Origin of the sequence: Marimonas lutisalis (assembly GCF_005434965.1) — a bacterium.
Lineage (GTDB): Bacteria > Pseudomonadota > Alphaproteobacteria > Rhodobacterales > Rhodobacteraceae > Marimonas_A > Marimonas_A lutisalis.
This window is the reverse complement of sequence record NZ_SKCI01000003.1, coordinates 189,010-211,134: the sequence shown is the minus strand read 5'-3', so window position 1 is coordinate 211,134 and position 22,125 is coordinate 189,010. Positions and strand designations below refer to the sequence as shown.

Below are 22,125 nucleotides of genomic sequence, written 5' to 3'. Positions count from 1 at the left end.
TTGATCAGCCGTCGTAGCCTTCGATGATGATGATGTCGCCGGTCGAGACCGGATCGCGCAGGGCCTTGGCGGCCTGGTAGCTTTCGGAGCTGTAGCAGTCGAGCGCGGCCTGGTAGGAGGGAAACTCGATCACGACATTGCGCGAGCGCGCGGTGCCTTCGGGGTTTTCGAACTGCCCGCCGCGCACCAGGAAGCGCGCACCGTATTCACCAAAGGGTTTTGCATTGGCTTCGACGTATTTCATGTAGGCGTCGATATCATCGACATCGACGCGCCCGATCCAGTAGCCCTTTGGCATGTTGCGTTCCTTCTGTTGCGTGTTGCCGGATGCTGCGATGCGCCCGGGGCAGGGTCAAGGGGTCAACCTGTCAAACGCGGGTCATCGAAGGCCAGATTGTCGATGGCGATGCCCTGGGGATCGGAGTTCAGGATGAGGATGCCGGCGATGTCGGGCTGGGCCGCGTTGCGCAGGAAGCCGTAACTTTCCTCAGCCAAGGGGCCAATGGAGAGCCGGGCGATCTCGCTGCCGTCGCGGCGCAGGAAGATGACCGTCGCGTGGCCCTGTTCGCCGCCCCGAAGATCGAAGGCCAGTGCGCCGTGGTCATGTTCGAACTCGATCGCGATCATGCCTTCGCCGGCGGCGGCGTCGCGGGGAAAGCCGCGCTGGCCCAGCCCGTGCAGCACCACGGTGCCGGGCAGGCGCATCGCACCGAGGCTTTGCCCCGGCGCGCCGGGCAGGGCGGTCAGTGGTGGACGGGCCAGACCTTCGACGCGGTCGTAATCGCCCTCGACCAGGAGCGCCTGGCCAGCAAATCGTTCGCCGAACCGCGCCCCCGGCCGGGCGAGCAGCGCGTCGATCGCGGTGCCGATGCCCATGGAATTGGGAATGTCCTCGAAATCGATCAGGTGGCTGAGGGCGAGGCTGTCGCGCGACACGAGACAGACTGGCGCATCGCAGGCGGCGTCGGCGCGGGCAAGCGGGGCAAGGGCTGTCATGGCGAGGGCCAGGAAAGGTGCAATGAGGCGAACCATGGCGTAGTATAATCCGGCACCGGGCCGATAGGACATAAAATCTGCGTCAGCCCAACGGCGGCAGGCGGGCATAAAGGATATCGTCGATGGCGATGCCGCCGGGATCGGTGTTGGTGATCAGCATCCCGGCAATGCCGGGCCCTGCAGCGGTTTGCGCATAGCCCAGTGCCGAGCGGCCGCGCGGCAGGGTGTGATCATGGATGGCGAGAAGCCGCCCGTCGCGGGTATAGAAGCGGACGCGGACGCCACCGCGCGGGCCACTGTCGGTGCCCAAGGGGGCGGGATAATCGGTATGCAGAACGAACCCCGTGGCCTGCTGATCATGGTCGAACAGGATCGCGATGGCGCCTTCGCCGCGCGCCTGAAGTGCGGGGAAACCCGCGGGACCCAGTGGAAAGAGCGCGTTAGAACCCAGGCCGCGGTGATAGGCGACCGAGAGGTTGCTGCCGGGTGGGCCGGGACGCGCGCGCAGCGGAGCCTGCGGTGGCCGGGCGCCTGCCGTGTCGAATCGCCCGCCACGCCGGTCGGTGAGGATCGCCGGGGCCATGCCTGCAAAATGCTGCGCAATGTTAACGCGGCCTTCGCGCAGCGGGGCATCGAGGTTGAAGCCCGGCTCGGCCCTCTGCGGCAGGATTTCAAAGCCCACGCGGCCATCCAGCTGTTTTTCCAGCTGGAAATAATCGACGCGCCCGATGGCCTGCGCGACAGCCGGAGACGAGAGTAAGGTTAATGCCATCCACACGTTGCAGGCGAGATTCCGTAGTGCTGTCACAATTGCTCCCAAGTTTGGGCCAGTTGAACCGGCAGATTGGCGCCAGTTTCAAGCTTACCTAGGGAACCCGAAAATGGCAGCCTTTGCCGATATTGACTGGAATGAGGCCGGCGAAGACGAGCAGCTGCGCGCGGTGCGCAAGGCCACGACCGCGCAGTTGAACCAGCTTTTGCGCAGCTATGACTGGTCGCTGTTCCACGAGAGTGTTCTGGGGTGGGCCATGGCGCAGAAGGGCCTGGATATGAGCGCGGCGCTGAGCGCGTTTTTCAACGGCGATCCGATGCGCTTCAACTATGTGCCGAATTCCGATGTGCCGGCCAGCCATCGCGGCATCTGCCGATTGCTCGATTCCATCGCGCAGCGGGTCAACGCGGGGTTCTACCTGCCCGGGACCATCGAGATGCGCCAGGACGGGCTGAGCAAGCTGCACGCCTGGATCTATTATCAGCAGGAAGACGTGGCCGACCGCCGCCGCGGCCGGTGGGTGTTCGACGAAGAAACGCTGGAGCCGATCCTGCACCCGCATCGTTCCGAACCGTCCGAGCCGCTTGAAGCCGAGCCAGAAGCGCGGTTTTCGCTTGGACAGATGGTCAGGCCGCTGCTCAACCCCTGATCAGACCAGTCGCGAGCTTTCGACCGCGGCGCGCACGAAATCCGCGAAGAGCGGGTGCGGCGCGAAGGGTTTCGACTTGAGCTCGGGGTGGAACTGCACGCCGATGAACCACGGGTGATCGGACCATTCGACGATTTCCGGCAGCCGTCCGTCGGGCGACATGCCCGAGAAGCTGAGCCCGCATTTTTCAAGCTTGTCGCGATACTTGATATCGACCTCGTAGCGGTGGCGGTGGCGTTCCTCGATCGCGGTGGTGCCATAGACCTGCGCCACTTTCGAGCCTTCGGCCAGTGTGGCATCATAGGCGCCGAGCCGCATGGTGCCACCCTTGTCGTCACTGGCCGAGCGCTTCACGGTGTAGTTGCCCTGCACCCATTCCTTGAGGTGATAGACGACAGGGGTGAAACGTTTCTTGCCGGCTTCGTGGTCGAATTCCTCGGAGCCGGCATCCTTGATGCCGGCGGCGTTGCGGGCGGCCTCGATCACCGCCATCTGCATGCCGAGACAAATGCCGAGATATGGCACCTTGCGTTCGCGGGCGAATTGCGCGGCCTTGATCTTGCCTTCGGTGCCGCGTTCGCCAAAGCCGCCTGGCACGAGGATGGCGTGATACCCTTCGAGGTAGGGCGCGGCGTCTTCCTTGTCGAAGACCTCGGCATCGACCCAGTTGACGTTGACCTTGACCCGGTTGGCCATACCGCCATGGGTCAGCGCCTCCTTGATGGATTTGTAGGCGTCTTCCAGCTGCGTATACTTGCCGACGATGGCGATGTTCACCTCGCCGTCGACGTGGTGGATGCGGTCATAGACATCTTCCCAGATCGACAGGTCGGGTTTCGGCGCCGGCGAGATCTGGAACGCATCCAGCACCGCCTGGTCGAGGCCGACGCGGTGATAGGCGAGCGGTGCCTCGTAGATCGAGCTGAGATCGTAGGCGGGGATCACCGCCTCGGGGCGGACGTTGCAGAAAAGCGCGATCTTGGCGCGTTCCTTTTCCGGGATCGGCTGCTCCGAGCGGCAGACCAGCACGTCAGGTTGCAGGCCGATTGAGCGCAGTTCCTTCACGCTGTGCTGGGTGGGCTTGGTTTTCAGCTCACCGCTGGCGGCAAGGTAGGGCAGCAGTGTGAGATGCATGAAAATGCACTGGCCGCGGGGCTTTTCCTGTGCGAACTGGCGGATCGCCTCGAAGAAGGGCAGGCCTTCGATATCGCCCACTGTGCCGCCGATTTCGCAGAGCATGAAATCGACCTCGTCATCGCCAATTTCGATGAAATCCTTGATCTCGTTGGTGACGTGGGGGATCACCTGGATGGTTTTGCCCAGGTAATCGCCGCGACGCTCTTTTTCCAGAACATTGGTGTAGATCCGGCCCGATGAGACGGAATCGGTTTTACGGGCGGGCACGCCGGTGAAGCGCTCGTAGTGGCCGAGGTCGAGATCGGTTTCGGCGCCGTCATCGGTGACGAACACTTCGCCATGCTCAAACGGCGACATGGTGCCGGGATCGACGTTGAGATAGGGATCGAGCTTGCGCAGGCGGACCGAGAAGCCGCGTGCCTGAAGCAGCGCGCCAAGTGCCGCAGAGGCGAGGCCCTTACCCAAGGACGACACAACCCCGCCGGTGATGAATACGTAACGCGCCATGTGGCCGATGACCCCCGTGAATGCGGCTGATGAAGCCTAGAAAATCCTGTCCCAGCGGCCGCGAAAGGCCGCCGCATCACGGGATTTGAGAGTTAGCAGATTCGCCCGGTATTGGCAACCTGACCGCAACATAATGTTGCGGTTATTTCACGCGCCTCAAGGGCTTGTGCGTCAATCTGCCCGAGGCACGAGCGGCGCGGTATCACCCTGGCTGGGCGGCAGCAGGCTGTCGCTGTCGAGCGTGGGCGCCTCAGGCGTGGTTTCCTCGGCCACCGGCGCGTTGCCGACCCGGTCGAGCACGGAACTCGACGAGGATTTCTCGGCCGCGATGATGGTGAGGGTGATTGAGGTGATGATGAAGCCGATCGCCAGCAGCCAGGTCACCTTGCCCAGGGCCGTGGCCGCCGCGCGTTGCGAAATCGCCCCGCCGCCCGATCCCATTCCGAGCCCGCCACCTTCGGAGCGCTGCAGAAGCACCACGCCAATGAGCGCGAGCGCGAGAAGAAGGTGGATGATGAGAACGACGTTTTCCATATACCGGGCTGCCCTGCGTTCGTGTCTGCGGCGCTATGTAGGGGAAAGGGGCAATGGGTGCAAGCGGTGGGTTACTCGTCGACGTCATCCATGTCGGCCTGGCCCGAGAGCTTGCGCCGGACATGGCTCCAGGAAAGCCCGATGCCCAGCACGACGGAGAGGGCGACAAGACCGATCCATGTATTCTGGGTGGTGTCTTCCAGCGTCAGCCAGCCCCAGTCGTACAGCACCCAGAGAAGCGCGGCGACCACCGCGATGACGAGGATCATGCCGAAGGTCCCGATCGAGCGCAGCGTGGCGCGCAGGTAGATGATGTAGCCCACCAGCAGGAGCAGGCCGAGGAGCACCGCCAGCGGCAGCTGATCGGAGAAATTGGCCTGGGCCCATTTCACGTAGTTCCATTCGGTCGGGTTGAAGGTGGCCGACAGCAGCAGGAAGGCAAAGAGCCAGCGGAGAAGGAAACCCATCTGAGACCTCGTACGGTTTGCAGGAGGCATTGATGCGCAGGTGGTGTGCGCTTGTCCAGACGCTGCGGCGAATTTGCGGTTTCGCGCGGGCGCGCGGGGCGATATACGGGCGCGGGTTTGATCCGGATAAAGAGGACCGTCATGGCCAATGTCGTCGTTGTCGGCGCCCAGTGGGGCGACGAGGGAAAAGGCAAGATCGTGGACTGGATGAGCGAGCGGGCGGATGTGATCTGCCGCTTCCAGGGCGGGCATAATGCCGGCCACACGCTGGTCATCGACGGCAAGGTCTACAAGCTGCACGCGCTGCCCAGCGGCGTGGTGCGGGGCGGCAAGCTGAGCGTGATCGGCAACGGCGTGGTGCTGGACCCCTGGAGCCTGCTTGCCGAGATCGAAACCGTGACGGCGCAGGGCGTGGATATATCGCCCGAGACCCTGATGATTGCTGAGAATACCTCGCTGATCCTGCCTTTTCACGGCGAGCTGGACCGGGCGCGCGAAGAGGCAGCGAGCAAGGGCACCAAGATTGGCACGACCGGCCGCGGGATCGGGCCGTGCTACGAGGACAAGGTGGGCCGCCGGGCGATCCGGGTGGCCGACCTGGCCGACGATGCCACGCTCGAGGCAAGGGTCGACCGCGCCTTGCAGCACCATGATCCGCTGCGCAAGGGGCTGGGGGTTGAGCCGATCGACCGCGACGCGCTGATCGCGCAGCTGAAAGAGATCGCGCCGAAGATCCTGAAATTCGCAGGCCCGGTTTGGAAAGCGCTGAACGAGAAGCGCAAGACCGGCAAGCGCATCCTTTTCGAGGGCGCGCAGGGCGCGCTGCTGGACGTGGATTTCGGCACCTATCCGTTCGTGACTTCGTCGAACGTGATCGCGGGGCAGGCGGCGACAGGCGTGGGGGTCGGGCCCGGCGCGATCGACTATGTGCTGGGCATCGTCAAGGCCTATACCACGCGCGTGGGCGAGGGGCCGTTCCCGACCGAGCTGTTTGACGGGGATGGCCAGAGGCTGGGCGAGCGCGGGCACGAGTTCGGCACCACCACGGGCCGCAAGCGGCGCTGCGGCTGGTTCGATGCGTGCCTCTTGCGCCAGACTTGTGCCACCAGCGGAGTGAACGGCATTGCCCTGACCAAGCTCGATGTGCTGGACGGGTTCGAGACGCTGAAGATCTGTGTCGGCTACGAGCTGGACGGCAAGCGGCTGGACTATCTGCCGACGGCGGCCGACGAACAGGCGCGCTGCACGCCGATCTACGAGGAACTGCCCGGCTGGAGCGAGTCCACGGAAGGCGCGCGAAGCTGGGCCGACCTGCCGGCCAACGCGATCAAATACGTCAAGCGCGTTGAGGAGCTGATCGAATGCCCGGTGGCGCTGCTATCAACGAGCCCGGAGCGCGACGACACTATCCTGGTTACCGATCCGTTCGCGGACTGACGCGCATGTGGGACCGGCTGTCATACAAGGCCCGCAAGCGGCTTTCGATCCTCGTGTTGATCGTCGGCATGCCACTTTATGTCGTGGTGGCGGTGACGCTGGTGAACCGGCTGGAACGTCCCTCGATCCTGGTGGAGCTGGCGATTTACGTGGGGCTTGGGATCATCTGGATCCTGCCTTTCAAGGGATTGTTCCGCGGTGTGGGCCAGCCCGACCCGGAAGATCGCGACGAGGGCTGACGCCGCCTCACGCCTGCGTGACACATACCTTCGGCGATTGCATGCGGCGGCGCTTGCCCCTAACCGTTCGTGCAACGCAATCGGAAAGGGGTGGGCATGAAACACGAAGCGGTTCAGGATTACTATGGCAAGGTCCTGCAGGGCAGCGACGACCTGCAGACCAATGCCTGCTGCACACCGGGAGACATGCCGGGCCACGTGAAGGCAGCGCTGTCGAATATCCATGACGAGGTTCTGACCCGCTATTACGGGTGCGGGCTGGTGATGCCCGAAGCGTTGGAGGGCGCGGTTGTTCTTGATCTGGGCTGCGGGGCGGGGCGCGATGTCTATGCGCTGGCGCAGATGGTCGGGGCCAAGGGCCGCGTGATCGGCGTGGACATGACACCCGAGCAACTGGCCGTGGCCGAGGCGCACAGGGCCTGGCATGCCGAGCGTTTCGGCTTTGACAATGTCGCGTTCCACGAGGGTTTCATCGAGTCGCTGGAAGAGCTGCCCATCGCGCCTGGCAGCGTGGACGTGATCGTGTCGAACTGCGTGATCAACCTGGCCACGGACAAGGCCGCCGTGTTGCGCGGGGCGCATCGGCTGCTGAAGGTCGGGGGCGAGATGTATTTCTCGGACGTCTACGCCGACCGTCGCATCCCGGCCGCCCTGGCCGCGGACGAGGTGCTGTACGGTGAATGCCTGTCCGGGGCGCTCTACTGGAACGATTTCCTGACGATCGCGCGCCAGACCGGGTTCGATGATCCGCGTCTGGTCGAGCATCGCCCGCTGACGATCGAGAACGCGGAACTGGAGGCGCGGGTTGCGCCGATCCGTTTCACTTCGGCCACTTATCGGCTGTTCAAGCTGGCCGGGCTGGAGAGCGCCTGCGAGGATTACGGGCAGGCGGTGATCTACAAGGGCACGATCGCGCATGCGCCGCATGCCTTCGCGCTGGACGATCACCACGTGATCGAGGCAGGTAAGGTGTTTCCGGTCTGCGGTAACACCTGGAAGATGCTGCATGACACGCGCTTGCGCCCGCATTTCGACTTTGTCGGCAATTTCGACACGCATTACGGCATTTTCGCGGGATGCGGTGGCGAAAGCCCGTTCGAACGCGACACGGCCGGGCCGGCCGCCGCCGGCGGATCGTGTTGCTGAGACTTGCGGGCGCAGGGGGCGGCTGATAAGGCTCTCGGGAAACCCGATGGTTTTCATCGGATTAGGACGAGGCGCCGCGTGACCAAACCGATCCCGAGGCTGGAGATTCGAAATCTGCGGCGCGTCTTTGACGGGCGCGCGGTTGTCGATGACGTGTCGCTGCGCGTGATGCCCGGACAGGTGACCTGCCTGCTGGGGCCGTCGGGCTGCGGCAAGTCGACGACGCTGCGGATGATCGCGGGCGTCGAGATGCAGGACACGGGCGAGATCTATGTCGATGGTAAGCTGATCTGCGACACGGTGTTCCGGGTGCCGCCCGAGCGGCGGCATATCGGGCTGATGTTCCAGGATTTCGCGCTGTTCCCGCATCTGAGCGTCGCCGAGAACGTGGCCTTCGGCCTGAAGGGTGGCAAGGACGAGAAGCGCGCGCGCGTCGAGGAACTGCTGGCCGAGGTGGGACTGAAACGGTTCATCGATTCCTACCCGCACGAATTGTCGGGCGGCGAACAGCAGCGGGTGGCGCTGGCGCGGGCCTTGGCGCCGCGGCCGCGGATCATGCTGATGGACGAGCCGTTTTCCGGCCTCGACAACCGGCTGCGCGACGACATCCGCGACCTGACACTGGACGTCCTGAAACAGGAGGATGCGGCCGTTCTGCTGGTCACGCACGAGCCGGAAGAGGCGATGCGCATGGCCGACGAGATCGCGCTGATGCGTTCGGGCCGGATCGTGCAGCAGGGCGCGCCCTATAACATCTACAACGCGCCGGTGGACAAGGCGGCGGTGGCGTTTTTCAGCGATATCAACGTGATCCGCGGCAAGGTCGAAGGCGCGCTGACCGACACGCCGTTTGGCCAGTTCCTGGCCCCGGGCGTGCCTGACGGGCAGGCGGTGGAGATCGTCATTCGCCCGCAGCACATCAAGATCGATTTCGACCGGGGCGGGCGAGGCCCGGACCCGACGCCGCAGGACGGGGTGCCGGCGCGCGGTGTGGTCGAACGGGCGCGCTTCATGGGTAGCGAAAGCCTGGTCGAGTTCCGGATGGACCATGACGGATCGATCCTGAAGGCGACGGTGCCGAACGTGTTCCTGCCGAGCCCGGGCAAGGCACTGTGGCTGACGATCCGCCGCGACCGGTGTTTCGTGTTCCCGGTTTCGGGATGATCAGCGGGCGCAGGCGTGGGGGCCAGCCCCCACACCCCCGGGATATTTGCAGCAAGATGAAGCGGGGGATTGTTTTGCCGGGGCCCGGCTCTGTAGGGTTCGGCCATGAGTGAAACGCGGGACTTGCGGCGCGGCTGGACGACGGGCGCCTGTGCCACGGCGGCCACCAAGGCGGCGGTGATGGCGCTGTGGGGCGAGGGGTTTCCCGCGCGCGTGCGGATCACCCTGCCGAGGGGCGAGCGGCCGGAATTCGCGATTGAATACAGCGACATGGGCGATGGCTGGGCCGAGGCGGGCGTGGTCAAGGATGCCGGCGATGACCCGGATGTGACCCATGGCGCCGAGATCCGGGTGCGCGTGGAACCCTCGGATGGGGGGGTGGTGTTTGCCGCGGGTGACGGCGTGGGCAAGGTGACCAAGCCGGGCCTGCCCATCGGTGTGGGAGAGCCGGCGATCAACCCGGTGCCACGCGAGATGATGCGCGGCGTGGTGGAGGAGATGGCCGCCCGGCTGGGACGGCGCCCGGATGTGAAGATCACGATATCGGTGCCCGGTGGGGCGGAGATCGCGGAAAAGACATGGAACCCGCGCCTTGGCATCAAGGGCGGGATTTCGATCCTGGGCACGACGGGTATCGTGCGGCCGTTTTCCTGCGCTGCCTGGATCGCTTCGATCCATCGCGGCATCGATGTGGCCCGCGCCGAGGGGTTGACCCATGTGGCGGGCTGCACCGGCGCCACGAGCGAGCGCGCGGTGCAGGCGCTTTACGGGCTGCCCGATGGCGCGATGCTGGACATGGGCGATTTCGTGGGCGGTATGCTCAAGTACCTTGCCACGCATCCCGTGCCCCGCGTGACCATCGGTGGCGGTATCGGAAAGATCACCAAACTGGCCCAGGGGGCGTGGGATCTGCACTCGAAACGCAGCCAGGTCGATTTCGCGGCCCTGGCGCAGAGTGTGGGCGACAGCCGTATCGAAACGGTTAACACCGCGCTCGAAGCCTATGAAATCGTCGGCGCGCCGCTGGCGGAGTGGGTGGCGCAGGCGGCTCTGGCCCGGGTCGACGAGCGGTTCGGGGGCGAGATGGCCTTCGATATCGTCGTGATCGACCGGGGTGGCGGGATCATCGCGAGGGTGGGAGCATGACCCTTTTGCTGCTGGCGGGCACGGGCGAGGCGCGGGCGATCGCCGCGGCGCTGGCGGAGATGCCGGGGCTGGCGGCGGTGGCTTCGCTTGCCGGGGCGACGCAGGCGCCCGAGTCGCTGGCTTTGCCCACGCGGGTGGGCGGCTTTGGCGGGGAGGCGGGGTTTCGCGCCTACCTGGCCGAAAACTGGATCGGCGCGGTGCTGGATGCGACGCACCCGTTTGCCCATCGGATCAGCCTGCGCACGGCGCGGATCTGCGCAGAACTGGGCCTGCCCTATTGTCAGTATCTGCGCCCGGGCTGGATGCCGGAGGCGGGCGATGACTGGACCTGGCTGGCCGATGAGGCGGAGGCGGCGCGGCATGTGCCCGAGGGCGCGGTTGTGTTCCTGGCGACGGGGCGATCGACGCTGGAGCGGTTTGCAAACCTGCAGGGTCGGCGGCTGATCTGTCGGCAGATCGACCCACCGAGTGAGCCGTTTCCCTTTGCCGATGGCGAATTCCTCGTGGGTCGGCCGCCTTTTACGGTGGCCGAGGAAGAGGCGCTTTTTCAACGGCTTGGAGTGGATTGGCTGATCGTGAAGAACGCGGGCGGCGCGGCATCGCGCAGCAAGTTGATCGCGGCGCGGAACCTTGGGATCCGCGTGGGCATGATCAAGCGGCCCGAGCAGCCGGAGGGCTGCCGGGTGGAGAGCGTGGCGGCGGCGCTGGACTGGGTGCGGGGGCTGGCATGAGCGTAGGGCGGATCATCTGCGGGCCGGATTGCGTGGCGGAGGGGGCGGCTTGGCTGGCGGCGAACGATGCGGGCATGGCGCGTGCGGTGGCGGCCGTGGGCGAGGTGCCGCTGCGTCTGCGCGCGGACGGGTTTGCCCAGCTTCTGAGCGCGATCGTCAGCCAGCAGGTGAGCGTGGCCAGTGCCAGCGCGATCTGGGGACGGATGGAAGCGGCGGGGCTGACTGTGCCCGACGCGGTGTCCCGCGCCAGTGACGACGCGCTGCGAGCGGTCGGGCTGAGCCGTCAGAAGATGCGCTATGCCAAGGCCCTGGCCGAAGCGAGTATCGATTATGACGCGCTGCGGGAGATGCCGGATGCAGAGGTGGTGCGTGAGCTGACAGCGGTGCCGGGGATCGGGGTGTGGACGGCCGAGATCTATGCGATGTTTTCGCTGGGCCGGGCCGATGTCTTTGCGCCGGGGGACCTGGCATTGCAGGAGGCGGCACGGATCCTGTACGGGCTGGAGGACCGGCCGAAGGAGCGCGCGCTGCGCGAGATGGCCGACGCGCGCTGGCGGCCCTGGCGGGCGGTTGCGGCGCGGGTGCTGTGGGCCTATTACCGGGTGGCCAAGGAGAGGGAAGGGATCAGATGACACGGGTATTGAATGCTGGCCGCAAGGGCCCGAAAACAGGGGATAAACCGCGCTCGGTGGTGGTGTTCCTGCATGGCTACGGGGCCAATGGGGCGGACCTGCTGGGGCTGGCGGATCCGCTGGGCGAGCATTTGCCGGATACGCTCTTTGTGGCGCCGGATGCGCCTGAGAACTGCGCCGGCGCACCGTTCGGATACCAGTGGTTCCCGATCCCGTGGATTGACGGCTCGTCCGAGGAAGAGGCCGAGCGGGGGATGCAGGCGGCGGTGGATGACCTGAATGCGTTTCTCGATGCGCTGCTGGTGGACGAGGACATGCTGCCCGAGCAGATGGTGCTGTTCGGGTTCAGCCAGGGCACCATGATGAGCCTGCATGTCGCCCCGCGGAGAGAGGATGAAGTGGCTGGTATCGTTGCCTTTTCCGGGCGTCTGCTGAGCCCGGATCTGCTGACGGACGAGGCGGTGAGCAAACCGCCGGTGCTGCTGGTGCATGGCGACATGGACGACGTGGTGCCGCCGCAATCGCTGCCGCAGGCGGCGGAGGCGTTGCAGGAGGCGGGGTTTACCGAGGTTTATGCCCATATCATGAAGGGCACGGGCCACGGGATCGCGCCGGACGGGCTCTCGGTGGCGCTGGCGTTCATGCGCGACAAGCTCGGGCTTTGAACGCCTCCGCACGGCAGGGTTAACGACGATTTTTCGGCGAAAAATCGGGGGTGATCTGCGTACACGGCCCGGCTGACATCCGGCTGCCGGGAAAATCTTTACCCAAGCTTAACGAAGGTGGTTAACGCGGCGGGCGCGGCGCCGGAATTAGGATTTTGTTAATTATACCGTACGGTTAGCCACCCCGGCGATTTGACCGGGCGCACGGTCTGCGCTAGGGATTCCGGCATGATGGAGGAGTTGGGCAAGCGGCCCCGGGAGCGATCCCGGCGGCCGTTTTTTCATGCGCTGACAGAGGGGCAGAGACAGACCGACAACCCACATGAGGCAGAACAGCAGACATGTCATCGGATGAAACCGAACGGAACAGCCGCCGCCTGACACGGGCGGTGGACGTTGTCGAAACCCAGTTGCGCGCGATGAAGGGCGACCTGGAACGCCTGCACCGGCAGATCAAGGCCGGGCAGGTGGACAGGATCACCGATTCCGCGCGCGCAACGCAAGAGATCCGCCAGTGGCTGCGGATCGCCATGGAACTGGAGGTGCAGCTTGCAAAAGAAAAGAGCCGACATGACGGGCGGGACGCCCCCCGCGCCATCAACCTTGACGACGCCCGATCTGAGATCGGGTGCCGCCTGGATCGCCTCAGAAGGACGTGCCGTGCAGGACGCGTTTCTGAATGAGTTGAGCGAAGCGGAGCTTCTGGCGCTGCCCTTCCTGTTCGAGTTCTGGGCGCTGGAGCACCAGTTACCGCCCGAAGGCGACTGGCGCACATGGGTGATCATGGGCGGGCGCGGCGCGGGCAAGACGCGCGCGGGCGCCGAATGGGTGCGCGCGCAGGTCGAAGGGCCAGGGCCGCGCGATCATGGCCGGTGCCGCCGGATCGCGCTGGTGGGCGAAACGATCGACCAGGTGCGCGAGGTGATGGTGTTCGGCGAAAGCGGCATCCTGGCCTGTTCGCCGCCCGACCGCCGGCCCGAGTGGCAGGCGGGGCGCAAGCGGCTCATCTGGCCCAACGGGGCGGTGGCGCAGGTGTTTTCCGCGCATGACCCCGAAGCGCTGCGCGGGCCGCAATTCGACGGGGCCTGGGTGGATGAGATGGGCTGTGGCGCGATCGACAAGGGCACCAACCAGCCCAACAAGTTTCTCGATCCCAAATCCTCGGAATCGGCGATTCCGTATTTCTCGGACGGGCGGCGGGATGAGTTCGTCCAGATGCAGTACCTGCGCGCGATGACCCGCTTCTGGTCGGATCCGGCCAACAACCCGGTCAGCCCCGAATATGGCGGGCCGATGGTCGACATGTCGCGGGCCCATGTCTGGGCGTGGGATGCGCGGCCTTATCCGTTCTTTCCCGGTAATGCCGATCTGTGGACCGATGCGGGCAACTATGCCCGCGGGCACTGGATCACCGGTCGGGCCTCGGCGCGGTCGCTCGCCTCGGTCGTGGCCGAGATCTGTGCACGGGCCGGCGTGACGCATTACGATGTCTCGGCGCTCTATGGCGTGGTGCGCGGCTATACCGTGGCCGAGGTGGGCGATGCCCGCAGCGCCCTGCAACCGCTGATGCTGCGCTATGGGTTCGACGCGGTCGAACGCGACGGCGTGTTGCGGTTTTCCATGCGCGACGGCATCGAGGACGGGTCACAGGCCGCGGACATGCTGGCCGAGAGTGGCGAGATCGACGGCACGGTCGAGCGCGTGCGCGCAGCCGAGGCCGAACTGGTCGGGCGTGTCCGGCTGCGTTTTGTCGAGGCGGACGGCAATTTCGAGATACTGTCCGAGGAAGCGGTGCTGCCCGATGAGGCCACCCATGCCGTGGCCAGCAGCGAATTCCCGCTGGCCATGACCCGCGGCGAGGGGCGGCAGGTGGTCGAGCGCTGGCTGTCGGAATCCCGTGTCGCCCGCGACACGCTGCGTTTTGCCCTGCCGCCGTCGCGGCTTGATGTGGGGCCGGGCGATGTGCTGCGACTGGATACCGGGGCAGGCACAGAGCTCGTGCGGATCGACCGGGTGGACCTGGGCGCGTCGCAACTGGTCGAGGCGGTCCGGATCGAGCCCGAAGCCTATGCGCCAGCCGAGATCGCGGATGACCGGACCAGGCTGGGCGAGTTCGTGGCGCCGGTCCCGGTGTCGCCCTTGTTTCTGGATCTGCCGCTGATGACGGGCGAGGAGGTGCCGCACGCACCGCACCTGGCGGTCACCGCCGATCCCTGGCCGGGTACGGTGGCGGTCTATGCCTCGGCCAGCGACGCAGATTACACGCTCAACCGCCTTGTCGGTGCGCGGGCCACGATGGGGATCACGCAGACGGTGCTGGGCGCAGCGCCGGCCGGCCTGATCGACCGGGGTGAGGGGCTGATCGTGGAACTGGCCGCAGGCGCGCTGTCCTCGGTCGATGACATGGCACTTCTGAACGGCGCCAACCTTGCCGCGATCGGCGATGGCACCTCGGCCAACTGGGAACTGTTCCAGTTCCGCGATGCCGAGTTGGTGGGCGAAAACCGCTATCTTCTGCGCCACCGGCTGCGCGGCCAGCTGGGAAGCGATGCCCGCCAGCCCGCGGCCTGGCCAGCCGGGTCGTACTTTGTGCGGCTGGATGGTGTGCCCGGGCAGATCGAGATGAACGCGGCGCAACGCAACCTAGCGCGGCATTACCGGATCGGTCCGGCGCAGCGGTCGCTTGACGATCCGACCTATCAGCACCTTGTTGAGGCGTTCGCGGGCATCGGGCTCAAACCGCTGAGCCCCTGTCATCTGCGCGTCGATACAGCGCCGGGCGGCGACCTGGTGTTCACCTGGATCCGACGTACGCGGATCGGCGTGGACAGCTGGGAGGGCCTTGACGTGCCCCTGGGCGAAGAGAGCGAGGCCTACCTGGTGCAGGTTTCGCAGGACGGTGCCGTGCTGCGCGAAGCGCAGGTCACGACGCCGGGCTGGACCTATCCGGCCGGCGCGCAGGCCTCCGATGGCGCCAGCGGTGCGATCGAACTGCGCGTGGCGCAGATCTCGGCCAGTTTCGGCGCGGGAGAGGCGGCGGTTCTACCTCTCACGCTTTAACCTGTGGCGCAGGAAATGCAGCGCGTGGCGGCGGGATCGAGCTCCAGCCGCCCGCGAGCGATTTCCTCGCCGCAATCCTCGCAATAGCCGTATTCACCCTCGTCCATGCGGGCGAGCGCCGCAGTCAGGCGCCTGGCCTCGGCATCGCGGCGGGCCTGCGTGGCCTTGGCCATCGCCTGGTTCTGCAGCGCGTCCATCCGGCTCAGCCGGCCCACCGACTGCTGGTCGAGCTGCACCACGCCCTGGCCGTCGCGGCCCAGGGCGTTTTCCTCGTCCAGTGCGGCAAGGCGCGCTTCGATCAGGCTTCGGAAGCGGTGCAGCTCGGACTCGTCCATGATCAATTTTCCCCGTTCACGGCTTTGCGTTTGGCCAAGCCCGCCTATCTGGTATAGGGTCACCCAATCAGAGGATGGATGCACATGGCTGAAACGCGCAGAAAACTCGCCGAGCTTGACCCGGTCTGGGCCCAGATCGTGAAAGAGGCCGAACAGGCCGTCAAGAACGAGCCGCTCCTCGGGGGGCATATTCACTCCAGCGTGCTGTATCACGGCTCGCTCGAACGGGCGCTTGCCTATCGTATCTCGCTCAAGCTCGAATCGGGCGAGATGTCGGCCCAGATCCTGCGCGAGATCTGCGACGAGGCCTATGAAAGCGATCCGTCGCTGGCCACCGATGCCCGTGCCGACATTGCTGCAGTCTATGATCGTGACCCGGCCTGCCACAGGTTCCTGCAGCCGCTTCTGTTCTTCAAGGGGTTCCTGGCGGTGCAGGCCTATCGCGTGGCCCATTGGCTGTGGAACGAAGGGCGCAAGGATCTTGCGCTGTTCTTCCAGATGCGCGTGTCCGAGGTGTTCTCGATCGACATTCACCCCGCCGCCCGGATCGGTAAGGGGATCATGATCGACCACGGCCATTCCATCGTCATCGGCGAAACCGCCGTGGTGGGCGACAATGTCTCGCTCCTGCATTCGGTCACGCTGGGCGGCACCGGCAAGGAAGACCAGGATCGTCACCCCAAGATCGGCAATGGCGTGCTGATCGGCGCAGGCGCCAAGGTGCTCGGCAATATCAAGGTGGGCGATTGCGCCCGGGTCGCAGCTGGCTCGGTGGTGCTGACCGAGGTTCCCCCGCGCAAGACCGTGGCCGGCGTGCCGGCCCGTGTCGTGGGCGAGGCAGGTTGCTCGCAGCCGGCGATCACCATGGACCAGATCCTCAAGAGTGGCGCATAAAGCACCGATTTTTCGCAGAAAAATCGCATTTCACCTCGGGCGTCTCAGGCCTTAAGGCCTGAGCCGGCCGTGCCCGGCCGCGGGTTCGCCGGCGTCACGCTGCCTTTCACGCGATCAGCGCCGCCAGCACCCGTGCCCAGGACCGCATGCCCTTGTGGAAACTCTCCATGTCGTATTTCTCGTTCGGCGAATGGATCTGGTCATCATCCTTGCCAAAGCCGATCAGCATCGAATCCATGCCGGTGATCGTCTTGAAATAGCCCGCGATCGGGATCGAGCCGCCACAGCCGATATAGGCCGCGGTGTCGGGCCATTCGTCGCTCAGCGCCTGGCGGGCCTTCTCAAAGGCAGGGTCCTCGATTGACATCTGCGACGCGGGCGCGCCCTTGTCGGTGCGGTATTCCACGGTAAAGCCCGGTGGCAGGTTGTCCTCGAGATAGGCGCGAAACGCCTTGCGGATCGCGTCGGGGTCCTGCGTGCCGACCAGGCGGAAACTGATCTTGGCACTGGCCTTGCTGGGCAGCACCGTCTTGAACCCCGCGCCGGTATAGCCGCCCCAGATCCCGTTCACGTCGCAAGTCGGCCGCGACCATATCATTTCCAGCGGCATACGGTCCTGTTCGCCGGCCGGCTCCTTCAGCCCCACGTCGCCCAGGAATTTCTCGTGATCGAAGCCCAGCCCCTGCCACTGGCTCAGGATCTCGTCGCTCATCTCGGGCACGCCATCGTAAAAGCCGGGCAGGGTGATGCGGCCGGTTTCGTCATGCAGGCCGGTGATGATCTTCGACAGCACCCGGATCGGGTTCATCGCAATGCCGCCGTACATGCCGGAATGCAGGTCGCGGCTGGGTCCGGTGATGGTGAAATCCTCGCCCAGCAGGCCGCGCAGCATGGTGGTGATCGCGGGCACCCGGCTCTCGAAAAGGCCGGTGTCGCAGATCAGCGCGATATCCGCTTTCAGTTCGTCGGCATTTGCCTTCATGAACGGCACCAGCGAGGGCGAGCCCGATTCCTCTTCCCCTTCCAGGAAGAAGGTGATCTTGCAGGGCAGGGAGCCGTGAACCGCCTTCCAGGCGCGGCAGGCCTCGATAAAGGTCATCAGCTGGCCCTTGTCGTCACTGGCGCCGCGGCCGCGGATCACCTGGCCCGCCTCCGTGTCCTCGATTGCCGGGTCGAACGGATCGCGATCCCAAAGCTCAATCGGATCAACGGGTTGCACATCGTAATGCCCATAGAAAAGAAGATGCGGGCCCGGCCCGTCGACATGGCCCACGACCATCGGATGGCCCGGCGTGGGGCGTTTCTCGGCCGAGACACCGATGCTTTCCAGGTCGGCCACCAGCCAGTCTGCGGCCCTGTCGCATTCCGCCTTGTAGGCCGGATCGGTCGAAACCGACTGGATTCGCAAAAGCGCCATCAACCGGTCGGTCGCGGCGGGCAGGTCGGAATCGAGTTTTTCCAGAACGGCATCAAGTGACATGTCTCAGGCTCCCCGAATTGGTGTCGGGCGAACTCTAACACCGCGATGGGCACTGTCCAGCAGGTCGCCGTGGCGGATCGGGTGTCGAAAAACTGCCCCCGCTTGATTAAGGTCAAGTTTTCCGGGGGCGGCAATTTGTAACCTGTTTCGAAAATACACCTCCCGCTATATAAACGGGACTGATGCGAACAGGGCCGCGGCCCGCACCGGCGAAAGACCTGCCGGAAAGACAGTAAAAGGGGATGTCGCGTGGACTATAATGCGCAGCTGGATCGGGCCTTGGGCCGTCTGCACGAAGAGGGCCGTTACCGGGTTTTCATCGATATCGAGCGTGAGAAGGGCAACTTCCCGCATGCCATCTGGTCAAAGCCCGATGGCACCACGCAGCCCGTGACCATCTGGTGCGGCAACGATTACCTCGGGATGGGCCAGCACCCGGCCGTCCTGGCCGCGATGCACGAGGCGCTGGATGCCACCGGCGCGGGCTCGGGCGGAACGCGCAACATTTCCGGCACCACCGTCTATCACAAGCGGCTCGAAGCCGAGCTGGCCGACCTGCATGGTAAGGAAGCGGCGCTGCTCTTCACATCGGCCTACATCGCCAACGATGCCACGCTGTCCACGCTGCCCAAGCTGTTCCCGGGCCTGATCATCTATTCCGATGAGCTCAACCACGCCAGCATGATCGAAGGCGTGCGCCGCAACGGCGGCGCCAAGCGCATCTTCCGCCACAACGATCTTGACCACCTGCGCGAACTGCTGGCCGCCGACGATCCGGACACGCCCAAGCTCATCGCCTTTGAATCCGTCTACTCGATGGATGGTGATTTCGGTCCGATCGAGGCGATCTGCGACCTGGCCGACGAATTCGGCGCGCTGACCTATATCGACGAAGTGCATGCCGTGGGCATGTACGGTCCGCGCGGGGCCGGCGTGTGCGAACGTGACCGCCTGATGCACCGCATCGACATCATCAACGGCACGCTGGCCAAGGCTTATGGCGTGATGGGCGGCTATATCGCCACCTCGGCCAAGATGGTCGATGCCATCCGCTCCTACGCGCCGGGCTTCATCTTCACCACCTCGCTGTCGCCGGCCATCGCCGCAGGCGCCGCCGCCTCGGTCGCTTTCCTTAAAACCGCCGAGGGTCAGAAGCTGCGTGACAAGCACCAGGAGCAGGCGAAAGTCCTGAAAACCCGGCTCAAGGCGCTGGGCCTGCCGCTGATCGACCATGGCAGCCATATCATTCCGGTGATCGTCGGCGATCCGGTCCATACCAAGCAGCTGTCGGACATGCTGCTCGATCAGTTCGGTATCTACGTGCAGCCGATCAACTTCCCGACCGTGCCCCGCGGCACCGAGCGTCTGCGCTTCACGCCCTCGCCGGTGCACGGCCCCGACGAGATGGACAAGCTGATCCATGCGCTCGATGAGCTCTGGGCGCATTGTGCGCTGAATCGTGCCGAACTCTCTGCCTGAACGCGTGCTGCGTGTGCAAAGCGCCTTGCGCTATGCTATGAATATGCCATGAAAACACGCGAGTCGCCGGGGCAGGTGACTCGATTCGGGTACCAGTTTGCTGTTGTAACGCTGTCAGGGGCAGGGACGTGATCGGGCGCAAATCCAGGCGAAACGCGCAGGACGATACCGCCGAACCTAAATGGTTCGACGACTACGATCTGCGTCTGGGTGACGTCATGCGCGGCGAACGGGCCACCATGGGCAAGTCGCTTCTCGACGTGCAGCGCGATTTGCGGATCAAGGCCTCCTACATCGCCGCCATTGAAAACAGCGACCCCACGGCTTTCGACACGCCCGGCTTCATTGCCGGTTACGTGCGCTCCTACGCCCGTTACCTGAACATGGATCCCGACAAGGCCTATGCCGCCTTCTGCGCCGAAAGCGGGTTCACCACCGCGCATGGCATGTCGGCCGCGGCCTCGACCATCCGCAAATCCGATGAGCCGGGCCGTGGCCCGGGCCTCCGCCACAGCAAGCTCGGGCGCAGCGATGCCGATCCGCTTCTGGGGTCGCGCGTGGCGCTCGCCCCGGTGGGTGACAGCGCGTTCTCGCGGATCGAACCGCGCGCCGTGGGCTCGATGCTGGTGCTGGTGGCGCTGATCGGTGCGCTGGGCTTTGGCGGTTGGACCGTCCTGAACGAGGTGCAGCGCGTGCAGGTCGCCCCGGTCGAACATACCCCCAACGTACTGGCCGATCTGGACCCGCTCGAAGGGGCGGCCCCGGTGGCGCCCGCCGCGGCCGATGATGTCGTCGCCTCCGCCGGCGCGGGCGTGTTCACCCCGCCGGCCGATGCGCTCGATCGTCTCTACCGCCCGCAGGCGCTGGACGTTCCGGTGATGGTGGCGCGCGATGCGCCGATCTCCACCCTCGATCCCGCAACCATCGGCACCTTCGCAGGCCGCGAAGTGGCCCAGTCCGCCACCCCCGGCGCGCCTGGCGCCGCGGCCCTTCCGGTCAGCAGCCCGCAGGTGATCGAGGAACCGGCGCAGGGTGTCATGATCTTTGCCGTGCGCCCGGCCTGGGTGCGGGTGCGCGCGGGCGATGGCTCGATCATCTTCGAAAAGATCCTCGAGGCCGGCGAAGAATACCAGCTGCCCCCGGATCTCGAGGCGCCGACGCTGCAGGCCGGCATGTCCGGTTCGCTCTATTTCGAAATCGATGGCGAATTGTTCGGCCCGGCCGGGCAGGGCACGGCCACTGTGCGCCAGTTGCCCATCGCTCGCGATGCGCTTCTGGCCTCGTATGAGCCCGCCGACCTTTCCCGCGATCCCGAACTGGCCAAGATCATCGCACTCGCCGATGCCCAGACTGTCCAGCAACCGCAGGAATAACGCGGACCCCGCATTGCAGCCCTGCGGCTGGCGGATTATCTAACCCCTGACACAACACCACCGGGAAGACCCATGTCACTCAACCACGTGCGCCCGTGGCGGAACATCTATCGCCGCAAAAGCCGCCAGATCCATGTGGGCAACGTGCCCATCGGCGGCGATGCCCCGATTGCCGTGCAGACGATGACGAACACGCCCACCACCGACGTTAAGGCGACGGTGGCGCAGGTGCAGGCCGCGGCCGAGGCCGGGGCCGATATCGTGCGCGTGTCGGTGCCCGACGAGGCCTCGTCGAAAGCGCTGAAAGAGATCGTCGCGGAAAGCCCGGTGCCGATCGTCGCCGACATCCATTTCCACTATCGCCGCGGGATCGAGTCGGCCGAGGCCGGTGCCGCCTGCCTGCGCATCAATCCGGGCAATATCGGCGATGAAAAACGCGTGCAGGAGGTGATTTCCGCCGCGCGCGATCATGGCTGCTCGATCCGCATTGGGGTGAACGCGGGCAGCCTTGAAAAGCACCTGCTGGAAAAATACGGCGAACCCTGCCCGGACGCGATGGTCGAATCCGCGCTCGAACATATCCGCATTCTCGAAGATCACGATTTCCGCGAATACAAGATCAGCGTGAAGGCGTCTGACGTGTTCATGTCGGTCGCGGCCTACCAGCAACTGGCCGAGGCCACGGACGCGCCGCTGCATCTCGGCATCACCGAGGCGGGCGGCTTCGTTTCCGGCACGATCAAGAGCGCGATCGGCCTTGGCAATCTCCTGTGGATGGGTATTGGCGATACGCTGCGCGTGTCGCTTTCGGCCGATCCGGTCGAAGAGGTGCGCGTGGGCTTCGAGATTCTCAAATCGCTCGGCCTGCGCCACCGCGGCGTCAATATCATTTCCTGCCCGTCCTGCGCGCGGCAGGGCTTTGACGTGATCAAGACGGTGGAAGAGCTCGAGAATCGGCTTGCGCATATCCACACCCCGATGAGCCTGTCGATCATCGGCTGCGTGGTGAACGGTCCGGGCGAGGCGCTGATGACCGATGTCGGGTTCACCGGCGGCGGGGCCGGGGCGGGCATGGTCTATTTGGCGGGCAAGCAGGATCACAAGATCGGCAATGACCAGATGATCGACCATATCGTCGAGTTGGTCGAGAAACGCGCCGCCGAAATCGAGGCCGCCGCCGGGGAGTGAGCGGCGCTTGCGCCCTGCGTGCGAGCACGGGCAGGGAGCCACCGCGCGCCGCGTTAATCAATTTTGTCTTAGCGAATGCCGCGTTGCGGCGGTG

23 protein-coding genes are annotated in these 22,125 nt (G+C 65.3%); 15 read left to right on the top strand and 8 right to left on the bottom strand.

The features are described from left to right. Positions 1 to 4: 4 nt before the first annotated feature. The 3 genes from E0501_RS14175 to E0501_RS14165 form a co-directional block, all read right to left on the bottom strand. Positions 5 to 298 (bottom strand): DUF1330 domain-containing protein, encoded by a 294-nt coding sequence (locus E0501_RS14175; protein WP_137702036.1) that lies wholly within the window; start codon positions 296 to 298, stop codon positions 5 to 7. 62 nt (positions 299 to 360) lie between these two features. Continuing rightward, positions 361 to 996, bottom strand: a complete 636-nt coding sequence (locus E0501_RS14170) for a hypothetical protein (RefSeq protein WP_137702035.1) — start codon at positions 994 to 996, stop codon at positions 361 to 363. Between the two features lie 82 nt (positions 997 to 1,078). Next, positions 1,079 to 1,768, bottom strand: a complete 690-nt coding sequence (locus E0501_RS14165) for a hypothetical protein (protein WP_137702034.1) — start codon at positions 1,766 to 1,768, stop codon at positions 1,079 to 1,081. Positions 1,769 to 1,877: 109 nt separating this feature from the next. Between E0501_RS14165 and E0501_RS14160 the strand changes: the two genes are divergently transcribed. Beyond that, entirely contained in the window at positions 1,878 to 2,417 is a 540-nt protein-coding gene (locus tag E0501_RS14160; protein WP_137702033.1) for a hypothetical protein, read from the top strand. Here E0501_RS14160 and E0501_RS14155 read toward each other — a convergent pair whose 3' ends face one another. The 3 genes from E0501_RS14155 to E0501_RS14145 all read right to left on the bottom strand — a co-directional run bounded on the left by E0501_RS14155 (position 2,418) and on the right by E0501_RS14145 (position 5,062). Next, a complete protein-coding gene (locus E0501_RS14155; protein WP_137702032.1) occupies positions 2,418 to 4,061 on the bottom strand; it encodes a CTP synthase in 1,644 nt (547 codons plus the stop codon). 171 nt (positions 4,062 to 4,232) lie between these two features. Continuing rightward, on the bottom strand, positions 4,233 to 4,595 hold the full coding sequence (secG, locus tag E0501_RS14150; protein ID WP_137702031.1) for a preprotein translocase subunit SecG: 363 nt from the start codon (positions 4,593 to 4,595) through the stop codon (positions 4,233 to 4,235). A 71-nt stretch (positions 4,596 to 4,666) separates the two neighbouring features. Continuing rightward, the gene (locus E0501_RS14145) at positions 4,667 to 5,062 is read right to left on the bottom strand and encodes a DUF6524 family protein (protein WP_137702030.1); all 396 of its coding nucleotides are present in this window, start codon (positions 5,060 to 5,062) and stop codon (positions 4,667 to 4,669) included. A 141-nt stretch (positions 5,063 to 5,203) separates the two neighbouring features. Here E0501_RS14145 and E0501_RS14140 point away from each other — a divergent pair, with 141 nt between their 5' ends. The 10 genes from E0501_RS14140 to E0501_RS14095 all read left to right on the top strand — a co-directional run bounded on the left by E0501_RS14140 (position 5,204) and on the right by E0501_RS14095 (position 15,282). Then, the gene (locus tag E0501_RS14140; protein WP_137702029.1) at positions 5,204 to 6,499 is read left to right on the top strand and encodes an adenylosuccinate synthase; all 1,296 of its coding nucleotides are present in this window, start codon (positions 5,204 to 5,206) and stop codon (positions 6,497 to 6,499) included. 5 nt (positions 6,500 to 6,504) lie between these two features. After that, on the top strand, positions 6,505 to 6,738 hold the full coding sequence (locus E0501_RS14135) for a DUF2842 domain-containing protein (RefSeq protein ID WP_137702028.1): 234 nt from the start codon (positions 6,505 to 6,507) through the stop codon (positions 6,736 to 6,738). Between the two features lie 96 nt (positions 6,739 to 6,834). Beyond that, entirely contained in the window at positions 6,835 to 7,884 is a 1,050-nt protein-coding gene (locus tag E0501_RS14130; RefSeq protein ID WP_137702027.1) for a methyltransferase domain-containing protein, read from the top strand. 78 nt (positions 7,885 to 7,962) lie between these two features. Next, a complete protein-coding gene (locus tag E0501_RS14125) occupies positions 7,963 to 9,048 on the top strand; it encodes an ABC transporter ATP-binding protein (protein WP_193555902.1) in 1,086 nt (361 codons plus the stop codon). A gap of 105 nt (positions 9,049 to 9,153) precedes the next feature. Further along, positions 9,154 to 10,194 carry a cobalt-precorrin-5B (C(1))-methyltransferase gene (locus tag E0501_RS14120; protein ID WP_137702026.1) on the top strand — a complete coding sequence of 347 codons (1,041 nt, stop codon included), beginning with the start codon at positions 9,154 to 9,156 and terminating at the stop codon, positions 10,192 to 10,194. After that, positions 10,191 to 10,925, top strand: coding sequence for a cobalt-precorrin-6A reductase (locus E0501_RS14115; RefSeq protein WP_137702025.1), 735 nt, complete (start codon positions 10,191 to 10,193; stop codon positions 10,923 to 10,925). Before E0501_RS14120 ends, E0501_RS14115 begins: the two co-directional genes overlap by 4 nt. Beyond that, a complete protein-coding gene (locus E0501_RS14110; RefSeq protein ID WP_137702024.1) occupies positions 10,922 to 11,557 on the top strand; it encodes a DNA-3-methyladenine glycosylase family protein in 636 nt (211 codons plus the stop codon). Before E0501_RS14115 ends, E0501_RS14110 begins: the two co-directional genes overlap by 4 nt. Continuing rightward, on the top strand, positions 11,554 to 12,222 hold the full coding sequence (locus tag E0501_RS14105; protein WP_137702023.1) for an alpha/beta hydrolase: 669 nt from the start codon (positions 11,554 to 11,556) through the stop codon (positions 12,220 to 12,222). Before E0501_RS14110 ends, E0501_RS14105 begins: the two co-directional genes overlap by 4 nt. Positions 12,223 to 12,563: 341 nt before the next feature. Further along, entirely contained in the window at positions 12,564 to 12,905 is a 342-nt protein-coding gene (locus tag E0501_RS21165; protein WP_161594625.1) for a hypothetical protein, read from the top strand. Further along, complete coding sequence (locus tag E0501_RS14095; RefSeq protein ID WP_193555906.1) at positions 12,793 to 15,282, top strand: baseplate multidomain protein megatron; 2,490 nt, start codon at positions 12,793 to 12,795, stop codon at positions 15,280 to 15,282. Before E0501_RS21165 ends, E0501_RS14095 begins: the two co-directional genes overlap by 113 nt. Here E0501_RS14095 and E0501_RS14090 read toward each other — a convergent pair. Next, complete coding sequence (locus tag E0501_RS14090; RefSeq protein ID WP_137702020.1) at positions 15,279 to 15,617, bottom strand: TraR/DksA family transcriptional regulator; 339 nt, start codon at positions 15,615 to 15,617, stop codon at positions 15,279 to 15,281. The two genes, E0501_RS14095 and E0501_RS14090, sit on opposite strands and share 4 nt — an antisense overlap. A gap of 84 nt (positions 15,618 to 15,701) precedes the next feature. Here E0501_RS14090 and cysE point away from each other — a divergent pair, with 84 nt between their 5' ends. Next, the gene (gene cysE, locus E0501_RS14085; protein WP_137702019.1) at positions 15,702 to 16,511 is read left to right on the top strand and encodes a serine O-acetyltransferase; all 810 of its coding nucleotides are present in this window, start codon (positions 15,702 to 15,704) and stop codon (positions 16,509 to 16,511) included. 106 nt (positions 16,512 to 16,617) lie between these two features. Here the strand turns inward: cysE and E0501_RS14080 are convergent, their stop codons facing one another. Then, positions 16,618 to 17,991, bottom strand: a complete 1,374-nt coding sequence (locus tag E0501_RS14080) for a M20/M25/M40 family metallo-hydrolase (protein ID WP_137702018.1) — start codon at positions 17,989 to 17,991, stop codon at positions 16,618 to 16,620. Positions 17,992 to 18,240: 249 nt separating this feature from the next. Between E0501_RS14080 and hemA the strand changes: the two genes are divergently transcribed. From hemA to ispG, 3 genes are all read left to right on the top strand, one after another. After that, positions 18,241 to 19,470 carry a 5-aminolevulinate synthase gene (hemA, locus tag E0501_RS14075; RefSeq protein ID WP_137702017.1) on the top strand — a complete coding sequence of 410 codons (1,230 nt, stop codon included), beginning with the start codon at positions 18,241 to 18,243 and terminating at the stop codon, positions 19,468 to 19,470. A gap of 128 nt (positions 19,471 to 19,598) precedes the next feature. Continuing rightward, positions 19,599 to 20,843, top strand: a complete 1,245-nt coding sequence (locus E0501_RS14070; protein WP_137702016.1) for a helix-turn-helix domain-containing protein — start codon at positions 19,599 to 19,601, stop codon at positions 20,841 to 20,843. A gap of 72 nt (positions 20,844 to 20,915) precedes the next feature. After that, positions 20,916 to 22,031 carry a flavodoxin-dependent (E)-4-hydroxy-3-methylbut-2-enyl-diphosphate synthase gene (ispG, locus tag E0501_RS14065; RefSeq protein WP_137702015.1) on the top strand — a complete coding sequence of 372 codons (1,116 nt, stop codon included), beginning with the start codon at positions 20,916 to 20,918 and terminating at the stop codon, positions 22,029 to 22,031. The last annotated feature ends 94 nt before the right edge of the window (positions 22,032 to 22,125 follow it).